This window comes from Nocardioides salsibiostraticola (assembly GCF_054783655.1).
Genome location: NZ_BAAGQD010000004.1, coordinates 90256 through 104135, shown reverse-complemented (window position 1 = coordinate 104135; position 13880 = coordinate 90256). Strand labels below are relative to the sequence as shown.

The following is a 13880-nucleotide window of genomic DNA, read 5'->3' as shown; positions in this document are numbered from 1 at the left end:
CTCATGACTGAACCCCGCACCCCGAAACCCGACGCCTGTTGCGCGGAGTACACCCGGATGAGTCGACGCGGCCTTCTCGGAGGAACCGCCGCGCTGGCCGGTCTGAGCACGACGATCGGTTCCGCCGTGGTGACCGCCTCACCCGCTCAGGCCGCCGCCACCGCCGGCTCCGTCCTGGTGGTGCTGTCCATGCGTGGAGCCAGCGACGGGCTCTCCCTCGTTGTGCCCCACGCAGACCCCGTGTACTACGCCGCCCGCCCCCGGATCGCCATCCCCTCCGACCGGTTGTTGGCCAAGGACGGCATGTTCGGACTACACCCCCAGCTCGCCCCGCTGTTGCCGATGTGGGACGCAGGCCGGGTCGGGGTAGTGCACGCAGCAGGGCTACCGGCCCCCAACCGGTCGCACTTCGCAGCGATGGAGGAGATCGAGGACGCGAACCCGGGATCCACCGTGCGTCAAGGCTGGCTCAACCGACTGCTGGGCGAGCGTCCGGGGAACTCCTCCCTCCAAGGCTTCAGCCTCGGACCGTCGCTGACCACCGCGATGTACGGGGCCGAACCGGTGATGTCCGCCTCCGACGTCGACGACGTGGAGTTCCCCGGACAGGACCGGTTCGACACCAACGACGGGCGCCGTCGGTCGCTCCACACGATGTGGGACGACGACACCTCACCCATGGGACGCAGCATGGCGGCCACCTTCGACGCGGTCGAGGACTTCACCCCCGTGCGCGAGCAGGCCTCGCGTGAGGCCAGCTACCCCCGCACGGATCTCGGCGGAGCACTCTCGGAGGCGGCCCGCATCGTCCGCGGCAACGTGGGTGTCGAGGTGATCACCGTGGACCAGGGCGACTGGGACATGCACTCCGGCCTGGGCACCCCCGAGTGGGGGGCAATGAAGGTCAACGCGGCCGACTTCGCCGGCTCCATCGCGGCGTTCTTCGACGATCTCGGCGACCAGGCGTCGAAGGTCACCCTGGTGGCGTTCAGCGAGTTCGGTCGCCGGGTGGTCGAGAACTCCAACTACGGCCTGGACCACGGCCACGGAAACGCCATGTTCCTCGCAGGTGCCGGCGTACGCGGCGGCTATCACGGCACGTGGCCCGGTCTGACGAACGACTCCGATGCGGACCTCGTGGTGACCACCGACTACCGCAGCGTGCTCGCGGAGGTCGTGAGTCGCCGGTTCAACGCCTCCACCGCCGCTGTGTTCCCCGGCTTCACTCCTGCGCCCCTCGGAGTGATGTCCGCCTCCTGACCCCGCGACTCGGTCGAACGGGTCAGGGGGGTCTGGCCGATCGGCGGTGTCGTGGTGGTTCCGCCAGGAGGACAGTGGAGGTTCTCGGACCCCCCCCTGAAGTCACCCCCCGTCACGAACCGAGGAGCCACGATGTTCACCTCACCTCCCCCCGCTTCCCCCGCCCAGACCATCAACGCGCCCGCCTCGGTGAGTCACCCGGGTCATGCCGGCCAGGTCGTCCAGCGCATCGCCGACGGCGCAATCTGGCTCGTGTTCCGGCTCGACGGCGTACGTTCCTGACCGCCCTCGCGGGACCCGGCGCACCGCCGCCTATCCTTTCGCGGTGACCCCGCCCGACGACCGCTCCGCCAGCATCGACCCGGACGATCTCGCCACGACGCTGAGGGTCCTGGGCCAACTGCACCACCTGCCGTCCGATCACCCCGATCTCACCGTGGTCAAACGCGCCGCCTCGCATATGTACAAAGCGGCCAAGCAGGAACGGCGCCTGCGCAAGCGGGAGGCCGAGAGCGCGGCCGATCGGGCGGTCATCTCCCGTACCGCCACGGGCTCCGATCAGCGGATCGACGACGAAACCGCGGGGATCCCGTTGGTGTCCAACGCCTCGGGTGCGTTCGCGGGTGAGTTGCTGAGTGCCCGTGGCTGCTACATCTGCAAGGAGGACTACACCCTGGTGGACGCGTTCTACCACTGGTTGTGCCCCTCCTGCGCAGCCTCGTCGCACGCGAAGCGGGATCAGCGAACCGACCTGACCGGACGCACGGCCCTGTTGACCGGGGGCCGGGCCAAGATCGGGATGTACATCGCCCTGAGGCTGCTGCGCGACGGTGCCACCACCACCATCACCACTCGTTTCCCTCGCGATGCCGTACGCCGGTTCTCGGCTATGCCCGATGCGGACGAGTGGATCGACCGGCTCACCGTGGTCGGGATCGACCTGCGCGACCCCTCCCAGGTCATCGCCCTGGCCGACGAGGTCAGTCGGGCCGGGCCGCTGGACATCCTGATCAACAACGCCTGCCAGACCGTACGCCGCTCCCCCGGCGCCTACTCCGCGCTGATCGAGGCCGAGGAGGCCCCGCTCCCCGTCGGATCGGCCTTGCCGACCATGGTCACGCTCGAGAAGATCGCCGAACTGCATCCCGCTGCGGCGGCGGCCGGCCTCGACGTCGACGTGCTCAGCGGCTCGGGCCTCAGCGCCCAGGACGCCACCACTACGACCCAGGCCGCGTTGCTCGCCGGCAGTGCGTCGCTCGAGGCGCACCTCGCGGGGACCGCCGTGGACGCTGGTGGTCTCCTCCCGGACCTGCAGACCGTGAACTCCTGGAAGCGCCTGGTGGACGAGGTCGATCCGTTGGAGTTGCTCGAGGTCCAGTTGTGCAACTCCATCGCTCCCTTCTTACTCATCTCGCATCTGCGTCCCGCCATGCGCGCGGCCCAGGCTCGCCGGCGGTACGTCGTCAACGTGTCGGCCATGGAGGGCCAGTTCAGCCGTCGCTACAAGGGACCGGGGCACCCCCACACGAACATGGCGAAGGCATCGTTGAACATGCTGACCCGGACCAGCGCGGGAGAGATGTTCGAGACCGATCAGATCCTGATGACCGCGGTGGACACCGGCTGGATCACCGATGAGCGACCCCACCAGGACAAGGTGCGAATCGCCGCCGAGGGCTGGCGTGCGCCGCTGGACCTGGTCGACGGCGCGGCCCGCGTCTACGACCCCATCGTGCGCGGCGAGGCAGGCGAAGACATCTACGGCTGCTTCCTGAAGGACTACCGCGTCAATCCGTGGTGAGGATCCCGATCTCCGCGTCGGTCCAGGGCCGCCCACCGCCCAGGGTGTCGCTGGTCTGCCGGTCGTCCAGCACCCGGTAGGGCGCCGGCGAGGACGTGGCGCGCTTGCGCAGGGCCGCCAACGGCAGCGGCGCGCGGGACGCCAGAACGACCAGGTTGCCCTCCCTGCGACCTCGCAGCGTCGCGGGTTCGGCGCCGACCAGGACATGGGGGAAGGCGGTCCGCACCGCAGCGAGCGCTCGGCGGATCCCCTGGAACGGGGCACCGCCCGCGAGGTTCAGCACATACCACCCGGACTCGGTGATCACTCGAGCAACGTGTTCGACCTGTTCGACACTGAGGAGATCGAGCGGAGTCGAACCCTCGGAGAAGGCGTCGAGGACCATCACCTCCACGCTCTGGTCGCGTAGCGCGAACACCCCGGCCCGACCCGACACCGCGCGCACCTTGATCCCCGAGCGCCGGGGCAGCGGCAGGTCGCGGCGCACCAGGTCGGTGACGGTTTCGTCGGGCTCCAACACGATCTGGTTCGACCCTGGTCGCGTCGCACTCAGGTAGCGCGGCAGCGTGAGGCCCGCTCCCCCGACGTGAACGACACGCACCGGCTCCCCCGCCACCCCGTAGGTGTCCACGATGTCGGCCATGCGGCGTACGTAGTCGAAGGCGAGGTACGTCGGGTCGTCGAGATCGACGTGGGACTGCTCTCGTCCGTCGGGGCTACGAACGAGGAACGCACCCGGCCGGTCCGTGGGCTCGATGGTCCACATGGCGTCTCAGAGCAACGCGCGTTGGGAGTGGGTCAGGTCCGACGCCGGGGTGAGGGCCATCAGTTGGTCGGTGTCCCGGTCGAGGTTTTCCCGGGCCCACGTGATGACCTCGTGTTCCTGGGTGAACATGACGACCTGGTGGTCGGCACTCAACTCGTGGAGCAACTCGAGGATCGCGAACGTGCGGCTCTGGTCGGACTGGACGGTCACATCGTCCAGGACGATGGGCGTCGACTCCTGCACCCCACCTCCGAGCACCTGCGCCAGGGCCACGCGCAGCAGCAGGAACACCTGCTCGGTGGTGCCCTGCGACAACAGCTCGGCCTCGCGGACCTGCCCGGCCTGGTCGGTGACCTGGATCGTGAGTTCGTCGGGGCTGACGGTGGCGTCGATGTACCGCCCGCGGGTCACGCGCGGCAGCCAGGGGCGGATCCGGGCCTCGACGGCGGGTGCGATGTTCGCCCGTGCCCGATCCCGGGCGAGACGTAGCTCGGATTCGGCGGCGTCGAGTAGCGACCCGAAGTCCTGCGACCGGGCGAGGTGGCGTTGGGTCTCGCGCTCGGCCTCGATCAGCTCGGCCGGCGCGGGCAGCGACTGGCTCAGGCCCGCGCGCTGTCCTCGGAAGTCGCCCAGCCTCTCGGTGACCTGGTCGTGCCGGTCCCGGGCGCGGCCCCGGAAGGACTCCATGTCCGGTGGCACAGAGGAGGGTTCCGGACCGGCGTCGGTCTCGAGGGTGGAGAGTCGCTCCTCGAACTCGTCGATCGTGCTGCCGTCGAGCAACTGGTCGAGCCGAGCGATCAGTTCACCGTGAGCACCTGGCGTGGGCCGCGTCTCCGCGGCGTCCTCGTAGGCCCCAATGAGGGTCGTCACCTGCTCCTGGTCCACCGGTGCGACGATCCGGCGTTGCAACAGGCCCGCCAATGCGGTGGCCGCGACGTCTCGTCGAGCGATCAGGTGGCGGGTCGCGACGGTGTAGCCCTCGCGGGTGGCCCGCACCGTCGCGTTCTCCTCCATGTGGTGGATCAGGGCACGGATGGCAGATGGGCTCGGTTCGATGCCGGCCTGCTCGAGCGAGGCCACCACGTCGTCGCGCTCGGCCTGTTGCCGCGCCAGCTCCGCCTCCTGAGCGCTCAGCAGGGCATCGAGTTCGAGCAGACGTGGGGACGGAACCCGCTCTCCGCTCGCGCCAGGCGCCTCTTCGGGCTGGTCCTCGGATTCGTAGTCGGGCTCGGCGGGCGCAGGTCCGGGTGGGGTCGGAGCGGAGTCGTCCGTCTCGAGGTCCGCGACCTCCTGGTCGGAGGACGGGCGGATTCCGGGTGTGGCTGCGGAACGGCGAAGGAACAGGAGCCCGATGATGCCGAGTACGCCGATGACCAGGCCCAGCACGTTCGAGACGAAGGCGAAGATCAGGATCTCCGCGATCAGGACGCCACCGAAGAAGGTCGGTACCTGCCACTCCGAGACGGCGGCGCGGACCCCGTTGGCTTTCTCGAAGGCCGCCCGCTCCGCGCGGTAGGCCTTCTCCTGCTTGGCGTGCTGCTTCAGGGCCGCCTTGTGCGCCTTGCGAGCGGCGACGTTGCGTTCCACGGTTTCGTGGTAGCGCACCCAGGCCAGGTCCACCTCCGCCTCATCCGCCGGCCCTTCCCTCAAGCGCACCCGTTCGGCAGCCAGGGCCTCGTCCACCGGGGGCGGCGAGGACTCCAGCAGGTCGGCGTACTGGTCCAGTTGCTGCCCGGTGAACTGCTCGGGCAGGTCCAGGGAGGTCGGCGGCGGCGCCGCTAGCGAGTGCTCGTCGAGGAGCGCCTGAGCTGTGATCAGGGTGTCGTACGCCGAGGTCACCGCCTCGGCATCCGCATCTGCATCCGTCGCGGCGGCGGACGACTTCGTCCCCGTGGCGTCGATCTGCGTCTGGAGGTCCCGAGCGGCCGCCAGGCGCGGTGCGAGCCGGTTGATGTCGGCCCACCGATCCACACTGCGGATGAGGTCGAGGTCCTGCTGAGACAGCGCCTTCTCCCGAGCCGCGGCCCACTCCTCGGCGATCACCTCGTTGAGCCGGGCGAGTTGAGCGAGCCCGCGTGCGGTCGTCGTCCTGGCGTCCCCGGTCCGGCGTTCGAGGGTGAGCGGGTCGTCGATCTCGCTGCGGCGCTCGCGCAACCAGTTCAGCGCCGCGTCGGCGTCGAAGCCGTCCGTTTCACTCACCGCCACCCGTTCCATCGCTTCGCGCAACTCGTCGGCGTCGGCGAGGACCCGAAGGACGTCGGCCTGACCGATGAAGGTCGTGGCGCGGGCCGAGTACCGGTTGAGCCCCACGAGGCGGGTGCCGTCCAGCACGGATTCAGTGGTGAGCGGGACGCCGAAGCGAGCCTCGAGCTCCTCGATCGTGAGGTCCTTACCCTCGTCGATGTCGGAGATCTCCGACCGCCCGCTGCGCAGGTCCTGGGTGAAGGCCAGACGGGTGCCGTCGTCCATGGCCACCACCACCCCAGCCGACCATCGGGACCCGGTCCACGGCCGGTGCCGACTGGCGAACTCGGTGTGCCCCGACGCGTGGGTGCGCGGTTTGCGTTGGCCCGCCAGGCCCGCGTACAGAGCCGCGAACCAGGACGACTTACCGGCCTCGTTGGGTCCGTGGAAGATGTTCATCCCCGGAGTGAGCGTCAGGGTCTGATCCTGATAGGGCCCGAAGGCGTTCGCTCGGACTTCCTCGATCCGCATCGGTCAGTTCCTCACGAGGTCGGGTCGTTGGATTCGGTGTTGAGTGCCCGGAGTCCCAGGGCGGTGACCTGGTGGCGCGTGCGGGCATCGTCGGGGCATTCGGCCATGGCCCGCAGGAACTCCGCGACCATACTGTGGTCGCCCGATCGCCGGGGCGGGTCGGCGTAGGTCAGGGCGGAGAGGTCGAGGTGGACGGCTTCGCCGGGCACCGGACCCCCCGAACCCGGCAGCAGTACGCCGGGCGCCAGGGTGCCGACCAGCGCCAGATACACGGGGGTCGGGCCGCGGTCCGAGCTCTTCAGCGCCTGATCAAGCGCCTGCGTCGAGGTCAACGTCGTGACGTCGAGGTCGACACGTGCGCCGGGAGGGTCGGACAGCTCGACGATCCGGGCGTCCACCGTCTCGTCGCTCAGATCCAGGAGGAGGCCGCGAGGCACCGCTCCGGCCTCTGAGACCAACTGCGGGACCACGAGGACGCCCTCGTCGATCCGCGCGGTCTGTCCACTGGAGATGAGGAGATCGTTGGTGGCCTCCACCGACAGGGGCACGCCCTCGCTCCCGGCGCGAACCCAGATACGACGGATGGTCGTGGGTCCACCTTGCCGCGGCGGCTCACTGTCGGGAGCCGGCGAGGTCCAGGCGCTGCCGAAGACACCCGGGGCCGCGGGCAACTCGGCGTAGGACTCAGAGCCCCACACCTTGGTGTTGGCCGCGAGGGTGGCCCGCTCGTAGGGTCCGGCGGCTCCAGCCCAGTCGCGGCGACCGGGCGCGATCAGGACGGTGCCGGGGAAGGACCCCAGCGTCTGCGTGGCGAAGTCGAGGGTGTCGGGCAGCACGGTCTCGCGGTCCACGAGGTCACCCAGCACCAGGATCGTGTCCGCCTCGAGCAGCTGGGCGCGGTCGACCACCTCGGAGAGCAGCGTCCGGGACCAGGACCTCCACGTCTTGCCGAAGGCCAGCCCGAGATCGGGCCACGCACGATCCAGGTGGAAACCGGACACGATGAACATCCGACTCATAGCTCACCCCGCGTCACACCAGAGTTATATCGAACCCGAAGGGCAATGGACACCGCCCCACTCGGAACGGACGCGGTTCGTTCAGACTGCTGGTCGGCCAACCGACCGGAGGTGGCGCGTGGGCGCCGTCGGCTCGGAGCCGGCGAACTCACAACGATCTCGCAAACTCACGTGGCCGCCCGCGCCGTGGGAGGCGACGAAGCCGTGCACCAACGCGTGGGCGAACAGGCGTGAGGGCTCATCATGGACGACGCGGACCCTGCCGCTGGCGTCCGCGGACGTTGCGGCTTGATAGTCGTTCAACCGGGTGACGGTGCAGTGCGCGGGGTTCAGCTTGCTGGCGGACATCAGCACGTCCTTCACTGGCCGAGGGGGGTGGCCTGGGGGTAGGGGAACTTGCGCCTTCCGAGATTCAACGACCGGCATCCCTAGAGGTCACGCCTGCTCGAGCGGATCAGGACCGCTCGTTGTCAAAGGTGAACGCTACGAGTTGTCGACCCACGCACGCTCGATCATCTCGACCAGGACCGCCCGGTCCAGGTCGGCGAGCCGCTTCACGTAGAGGCAGCCCTTGCCCGTCCGGTGCGGACCGAGCTTCTCCAGTTGGTCGGCGTTGCTGCCGTAGAACGTCAGGCCGTAGAGCGTCAGCGCCGCCTTCCGGGGGGCCAGACCCACGGCGAACGAGGTGTGTTCCTTGCCGTCAGCTGTGGTGTAGTGCTGGGTGCCGAATCCGATCATCGACGGCCCCCACATCACCGGCTCCGCGCCGGTGACCTCACGCATCAGGTCGAGGGCCTCGATCGCGTCCGCACGGCGTCGCTCGTCCTGGACTCCGGCCAGATAGGCGTTGACGTCGGCGTCGTGTGGTTGGGTCAGACGATCCGGTTCAGCCATACGCCGAGGCTACCGTCCAGCAGCCCGGTGGCGCTCACGACAGCGCGACCCGCTCGGCGAGACGTATCGCGGCGTTCAACACCATGTCCCGGTCCTCCTGGTCGGCAGCGGCCTGCTCGGGAACGAGCCCACCGAGGAGGGCGGCGGGCTGGGTCAGCCACGTCCACACCCGCCACGGGTCCATCCCCGCCGCCAGCAGGGGTTCGAGGACGGCGATCAGGTCGGAGCGCACCTGACCCGACGGGTCCAACTGGAAAGCGGGGACGATGACCCCCTCGTCGGTGGTCACCACCAGGAGCCGGTGCTCACCGCCCGCCTTGTGTACGGCGAAACGCGTGGCCTCCAGCGTCGCTCCCCGCCGCTCGGCCAGCGAGGCGTAGGTGAACCAGTCCGTTTCGAGCAGCTGAGCACGAAGTCGCACCCGGCGGGCGATCTGCACCAAGGGCAGGGGTACGGCGTGCTCGGGTTCTGTCCCCTGCTTGCGCAGCACGCGGTCGAGGTCGTCGAGCTGGACGGACGTCAGCACCTTCCCGGTCCGGGGATCGGTCCAGATCGCCCGTCCGCCCTGGTCGCGCTCCAGCAGCGGGAGACCAGCGGCCTCCAGGTGGTCGGTCAGACCCAGGCCTTCCAACCACGCGGCCAGGCGTTCCCCCACTTCGGTGACGGCGGGGTCCGGGTCGGGGATCATGGCCCCATCATCTCGGGTGCTCATCACAGATCAGTAGGGACTCGAGCGCACGAGGCCGACGGCGCGCTCCATCACGAAGGGTTGGTTCTGGCGGTAGAGCCAGGGTCGTCCGAACCAGAGGTAGGCATCGACGTACTGGCGGGCGTCCTGGCGCGCCTGCTCGGGGAGGCCCCACCGCTGGTTCGCCACATCCGTGGTCGGCGGAATGCCGAGGGTGACGCAGGTGCGCGCGTCGGTGGGTGAGTTGCACACGAACGCGTTGTCGGGGTCCGGGCCCGAGTAGGTGCCGAAGTCGAAGGGGTTGCCGTTGTTGGAGGTGTTGAGCACGACCTTCTTGCCGGTGATCCCGCGAGCAGCGAGCGCCTCGACCACCTCCGCGCCGCGGGCGATGTCCGACTCGACCGAGTTGTAGTGCGTTCCGTTCAGGGCGATCCCGCGCGCCTCCTCGATGCCAGCGGGCAGGAGGAATTTCAGCACCTCCGGAACACCACCCTGCCCGGGAGCCGGCCAGTCGGCGGACCCGATCTCGATGTAGACACTGGTGTTGGGCAGGGCGGAGAACGCCCGGGAGGCGTAGGCGATCAGGCTCGCCGGCACCGCGGGGCCGCCCGGTGCGCACAGGGAGAACGGGCCGTCGGGCTGGAGGACGATAGCGGTCGGGGTGGATCCCACCGTCGCAGCGAAGCGATCGATCCAGGTGCGGTACGACGCCCGCTCCCGTTCGCTCGGGAGCCGACGGCAGGCCTCGTGTTCCCACGGCTCCATCCGGAAGACGGCCATCTGCACCAGGGCCTCGGGATCGCCCGCCTGCGAGTTGTCGATGTAGTCGCGCACCCGGGCGGCGATCACGTCGTCGGGGATCCAGGCCCCGAACCAGCCGGCCTTGGGCGTGTTCACGATCTCGCCCAAGAGCTCCTTCGTCTCACCGGAGGCGTTCAGGTAGGGCTGCCAGGCCTGCTCAGCAGGTCCGCGATAGACCCCCCACTCACGGCCGGCCAGCGGGTTCGCGGCGGCCGCCTTCGCCTGCCGGGCGGCCACTCGCGCCGCCGCTCTCGCCGCCTTCTTCCGGGCGGCTTCGGCCTCGGCGCGACGGATAGCCGCCTGGTCGATCCTGAAGGCCGTGCCGGCAAGGACCTGCTGGGGAGCGAGTGGGGCGGCCGGTTCTGTCGCCGGCGGCGCCGATGGCTCGGCGGCGACGCGCGATGGGCGCTGCGCGGGTGGTTCGGTGGTGCCGCTGCAGGCGGATAGCACCAGGGCACCGGCCACGAGGGCGCCGGCAAGAGGCACGGCACGGCGACGGCGCAGGAGCGACGTAGGGGAAACGACAGGGATAGAGCGACACCTCCGGGATCGGCTCACAGCCTATCCTCGGTGCCCCCAGGGTGTCCCGGGTGAGTCAGCCCGACTCACCCCGGCTCACCCCCGACTCACCCCCGACTCAAATCTCCCAGTCGTCCAACGCGTCGGCGTACAACTTTTCGACCTTCGCCACCTGCTCGTCGAGGTTGTCGACGGTCCAGTCGTCGGTGGGGACCGGCTCCAGCACCCGCACCTGAACCGTGCCGGGGGTCAGCAGCATCGAGTGGGCGGGCATGATCTCGCCCGCGTTGCGGATGACCACCGGAACCATCGGGACCTTCGCCTGCATGGCCAGGTGGAAGGCGCCCTTCTTGAAGGGCAGCAGTCGCGGGGTCGGCGACCGCGTGCCCTCCGGAGCGATGACCAGGGAGGTGCCCGAGCCGAGGCTCTCCAGGGCAGGCGCGAGGGCCTCCCGGGCCGCGGTCTTGTCGGTGCGGTCGACGTAGGCGACGTCGGCGAGCCAGCCCATGGCAGCGAAGGTGGGGTCCTTGGACAGTTCCTTCTTCGCGACCCCGGTGAAGTCGCGGCGCAACAACGCAGCGAGGACCACGACGTCGAGTTGGCTCTGGTGGTTGAACACGAAGACCGCTGGCCGAGAGCGCCACAGGTTGTCCTGTCCCTCGACCTCGAGGTTCACCCCTGCACCGGCCAGGGCGAGTTCGGAACTGATGGCGGCGGCCACGGTGAGCGCCGTACGCCGGTCCCGGTTGAGCAGTCCCATCCCCAACCCTGCGGCCACTCCGGCGAACAGCCCCGCGAAGGACGCCGTGGAGCGGATGACGTTGGCCGGGGTGAGGCGGCGCTGTCGGTGGAGACGGTGCACCGGCCAACCGCGGTCCTCGGCGGCTTGGGTCAGTGTGCTGTCGGCGTTGAGTGGCCGGGGCCGCCCCACGGTCTCGAGGTAGTAGATGTCCTCTCCCCCGTTGCCGTAGGCGTAGGACTCGCCGAGGTCCAGACCTTGCTCGGCGGCGAAGCTCTCGACCGCTGCCGCCTTGCCGGGACCCCACAGGATCGGGCCGTCGACCTGACCGGTCACGATGCCGTCCAGGATCTCGACCTCGGTCACGAGAAGGTGCTCGATGCCGAGGTCCTCGGCGGCCGACTGGGCCTGGAACCGGGTCGCGGAGGAGGCCAGCGCGACGGTGTGGCCGGCCCGCAGGTGAGCCCGGACGAGGCGCCGGGCGTCGGGGAAGAGCTGTCCCGAGATGCGGGAACGGAACAGCTGTTGACCCATCGTCTCCAGGTCGGTCAACGCGGTGCCGCGCAGTGCCCCCAGCCCGACCCCCACCAACCGGGTCACGTCATGACCGCGCTGCTGCATGTTGAACACCTCGATGAGGGTGCCGATGAGCTCCTGCGGACTCACCGCCCCGCTGGCCATGCGTTCGCGGAAGTAGAGCGCCGCCGAGTAGCCGTGGATCAGGGTGCCGTCGAAGTCGAAGAAGGCACCGACCTCGGGTCCTTGAGGACCCTCGGCCACCGCCGCGAGGAGGTCGTCGATGTCGGCCACGGTCAGCCTCTTTCCGTCAGGGACCGCACGACGGCGATCGCGTCCACTGCACCGGCCAGCTCGTCGGCGAACCGTTGCCGTTCTCGGCGTAGATCGTCTCCCCCGGGCCCGAGCAGGCCCCGGTTGCCGGCCAGCTTCAGGGCTCCGCCCATCAGGTCCTTGGAGATGGACTCCGGCGAGTGCAGGTCGTGCTGCAACCAACGTTGGTGGGCGACCCCGAGACTCTCGGCGATCAACCCGTCGCCGTCCAGCGGCGCGGCTGGCTCCCTGGTCACCAACCGGTCGGCCACGACCGAGTAGGCCTCCAGGAAGGGTCCGATCACCCGATGGGCCAGCAGCAGGTGGGTGCTGGACAACCCCTCGGTGAACTCCCCCGCCTTCACCTCGGAATCCGACCAGCCGGGGCTCACCAGTTCGGTCTCGTAGCGCATCTGGGTGTCGAACTCGCGCTTGGTCGCGAAGAAGAACTCGTACTTCAGCAGGTCGCGCAGCGCCAGCGCCCGCTGCCAGGTGGCCTCGACCGCGTCGGAGGCGGCGTCACAATCGCCGGCGGCCTGGACCAGGGCGACCTCCAGGATCGCGCGGTCGATGAAGTAGTGGGTCACGGTGTTGCGATAGAACGCGGCCTCGTGTTGGCGGTCGGGCGCGATCGCATAGACCGACTCCAGGCCACCGGAGTACTCGACCACCACTCCCTCGCGCACCAGGGTGGCCAGCGCCTTGCGGAGTCCTTCGGGGCGGCCGAGGTCAACGTCGGCGGTGAGCGGCAGCTGTCGGCTGCGCACGTAGACGACCAGTGGCTCCAGGACGGCCAGGGTCTCGGCGAGCGTCATCGCTCGGCCGTCGTTGTCGAGCAGCCCGAAGGTGACCAGTGCGGCCGGGGTGATCGGGGTCGCCGCGTTGATGCGGTGGGCGACCTCGAAGGCCACCCGCGGGACGACCGCGGTGAGGTCGTCGGTTTCGGCTCGGGCACTGGCGTCGGTCAGGGCCTCGCGCAGGGAGAGGGGCGGCCCGAACCGGACGTGGACGCGTCCGCGACGCCGTCCCTGCGCCCGAGCGAAACGCACCAGCCAGGTGAGGCTCTCGGGGGTCTTGGTTCCTCCGCTCTCCTCACGCGACAGTGCCGAGACCTCGTGCTGCTGGTCGTAGACGATGGAGACCGGCACCAGGTAGGCGTCGTCGGCGGACTGGCCGTTGGCCCGGAACGCGTCGACGAGGTAGCGCAGGACACCCATCCGGGGCGGCCGCAGCTTGCCGGTGCGGGTGCGACCCCCTTCGAAGTACCACTCCAGGTTCGCGTGGTGACGCAGGAGGAACCCCAGGTAGAGGCGCAGCATGGCGGGATAGACGGGGTCCTCGCGGCTGGACCGGCGGATGAAGATGAGTCCACTGCGCTTACCGAGTTCCGAGAGCGGCCACATGGCCAGGTTGATGCCGCCCAGGGTGTAGTTCGCGGGGAACCCGTGCCCGTCGATGGCCGCGCGCAACACCAGGGGGTCGAGGTAGGAACGGTGGTTGGGCAGGAACACCAGCGAGTGCTTGCGTCCGAGTTCGGACAGCTCGTCCAATCCGGCGGTATCGACGTCGACCTCGTAGGAACGGGTCAACCACCGACCCATCCGATCCCAGACCCGGGATGCCGACTCATCGACGTACGCCGCCATCTCGCACAGGGCGGTCTGCGCGTCCTTCTCGAGGTCCTCCTGCGTGCGACCGGTGCGCTCGGCGAGCGCAGCCAGGGTCTCGGTGTACTGGGCGGAGGCCGTCACCAGTTCGACGGCACGGCGTTCATCGTCGGTGTTCACCCGCACACCCTAGTGGCGTGCATCACACCCTGATCGAGCAGGCCGAATCCATCAGTCCGAAAT

General features: G+C 69.4%; 12 protein-coding genes. 3 read left to right on the top strand and 9 right to left on the bottom strand.

The features are described 5' to 3' along the window. Positions 1-3 precede the first annotated feature (3 nt). From ACYVLV_RS03245 to ACYVLV_RS03235, 3 genes are all read left to right on the top strand, one after another. Positions 4-1260, top strand: a complete 1257-nt coding sequence (locus ACYVLV_RS03245; RefSeq protein ID WP_460807658.1) for a DUF1501 domain-containing protein — start codon at positions 4-6, stop codon at positions 1258-1260. Between the two features lie 132 nt (positions 1261-1392). Further along, a complete protein-coding gene (locus ACYVLV_RS03240) occupies positions 1393-1542 on the top strand; it encodes a hypothetical protein (protein ID WP_460807657.1) in 150 nt (49 codons plus the stop codon). A gap of 43 nt (positions 1543-1585) precedes the next feature. Further along, on the top strand, positions 1586-3061 hold the full coding sequence (locus ACYVLV_RS03235) for an SDR family NAD(P)-dependent oxidoreductase (RefSeq protein WP_460807656.1): 1476 nt from the start codon (positions 1586-1588) through the stop codon (positions 3059-3061). Here ACYVLV_RS03235 and ACYVLV_RS03230 read toward each other — a convergent pair. The 9 genes from ACYVLV_RS03230 to ACYVLV_RS03190 all read right to left on the bottom strand — a co-directional run bounded on the left by ACYVLV_RS03230 (position 3048) and on the right by ACYVLV_RS03190 (position 13817). Continuing rightward, positions 3048-3827 carry a spermidine synthase gene (locus ACYVLV_RS03230; protein ID WP_460807655.1) on the bottom strand — a complete coding sequence of 260 codons (780 nt, stop codon included), beginning with the start codon at positions 3825-3827 and terminating at the stop codon, positions 3048-3050. The genes ACYVLV_RS03235 and ACYVLV_RS03230 overlap by 14 nt on opposite strands. Before the next feature lie 6 nt (positions 3828-3833). Next, positions 3834-6542 (bottom strand): ATP-binding protein, encoded by a 2709-nt coding sequence (locus ACYVLV_RS03225; protein ID WP_460807654.1) that lies wholly within the window; start codon positions 6540-6542, stop codon positions 3834-3836. 11 nt (positions 6543-6553) lie between these two features. After that, on the bottom strand, positions 6554-7561 hold the full coding sequence (locus ACYVLV_RS03220) for a hypothetical protein (protein ID WP_460807652.1): 1008 nt from the start codon (positions 7559-7561) through the stop codon (positions 6554-6556). 81 nt (positions 7562-7642) lie between these two features. Continuing rightward, positions 7643-7909: a hypothetical protein gene (locus ACYVLV_RS03215; protein ID WP_460807650.1), complete on the bottom strand. Its 267-nt coding sequence runs from the start codon at positions 7907-7909 to the stop codon at positions 7643-7645. A gap of 135 nt (positions 7910-8044) precedes the next feature. Then, positions 8045-8455: a DUF1801 domain-containing protein gene (locus ACYVLV_RS03210; RefSeq protein WP_460807648.1), complete on the bottom strand. Its 411-nt coding sequence runs from the start codon at positions 8453-8455 to the stop codon at positions 8045-8047. Between the two features lie 34 nt (positions 8456-8489). Next, complete coding sequence (locus ACYVLV_RS03205) at positions 8490-9167, bottom strand: hypothetical protein (RefSeq protein WP_460807647.1); 678 nt, start codon at positions 9165-9167, stop codon at positions 8490-8492. 6 nt (positions 9168-9173) lie between these two features. Then, positions 9174-10430 carry a glycoside hydrolase family 6 protein gene (locus tag ACYVLV_RS03200; RefSeq protein ID WP_460807644.1) on the bottom strand — a complete coding sequence of 419 codons (1257 nt, stop codon included), beginning with the start codon at positions 10428-10430 and terminating at the stop codon, positions 9174-9176. A gap of 151 nt (positions 10431-10581) precedes the next feature. Further along, on the bottom strand, positions 10582-12012 hold the full coding sequence (locus ACYVLV_RS03195; protein ID WP_460807643.1) for an HAD-IB family hydrolase: 1431 nt from the start codon (positions 12010-12012) through the stop codon (positions 10582-10584). Between the two features lie 2 nt (positions 12013-12014). Beyond that, positions 12015-13817 (bottom strand): 1-acyl-sn-glycerol-3-phosphate acyltransferase, encoded by a 1803-nt coding sequence (locus ACYVLV_RS03190; protein ID WP_460807642.1) that lies wholly within the window; start codon positions 13815-13817, stop codon positions 12015-12017. Positions 13818-13880 lie beyond the last annotated feature (63 nt).

Excerpts from the sequence above, each read along its gene's own strand:
- ACYVLV_RS03210 (WP_460807648.1), bottom strand. The coding sequence starts at position 8,455 with ATGGCTGAACCGGATCGTCTGACCCAACCACACGACGCCGACGTCAAC.
- ACYVLV_RS03230 (WP_460807655.1), bottom strand. The coding sequence starts at position 3,827 with ATGTGGACCATCGAGCCCACGGACCGGCCGGGTGCGTTCCTCGTTCGT.
- ACYVLV_RS03205 (WP_460807647.1), bottom strand. The coding sequence starts at position 9,167 with ATGAGCACCCGAGATGATGGGGCCATGATCCCCGACCCGGACCCCGCC.
- ACYVLV_RS03220 (WP_460807652.1), bottom strand. The coding sequence starts at position 7,561 with ATGAGTCGGATGTTCATCGTGTCCGGTTTCCACCTGGATCGTGCGTGG.
- ACYVLV_RS03215 (WP_460807650.1), bottom strand. The coding sequence starts at position 7,909 with ATGTCCGCCAGCAAGCTGAACCCCGCGCACTGCACCGTCACCCGGTTG.
- ACYVLV_RS03225 (WP_460807654.1), bottom strand. The coding sequence starts at position 6,542 with ATGCGGATCGAGGAAGTCCGAGCGAACGCCTTCGGGCCCTATCAGGAT.
- ACYVLV_RS03245 (WP_460807658.1), top strand. The coding sequence starts at position 4 with ATGACTGAACCCCGCACCCCGAAACCCGACGCCTGTTGCGCGGAGTAC.
- ACYVLV_RS03240 (WP_460807657.1), top strand. The coding sequence starts at position 1,393 with ATGTTCACCTCACCTCCCCCCGCTTCCCCCGCCCAGACCATCAACGCG.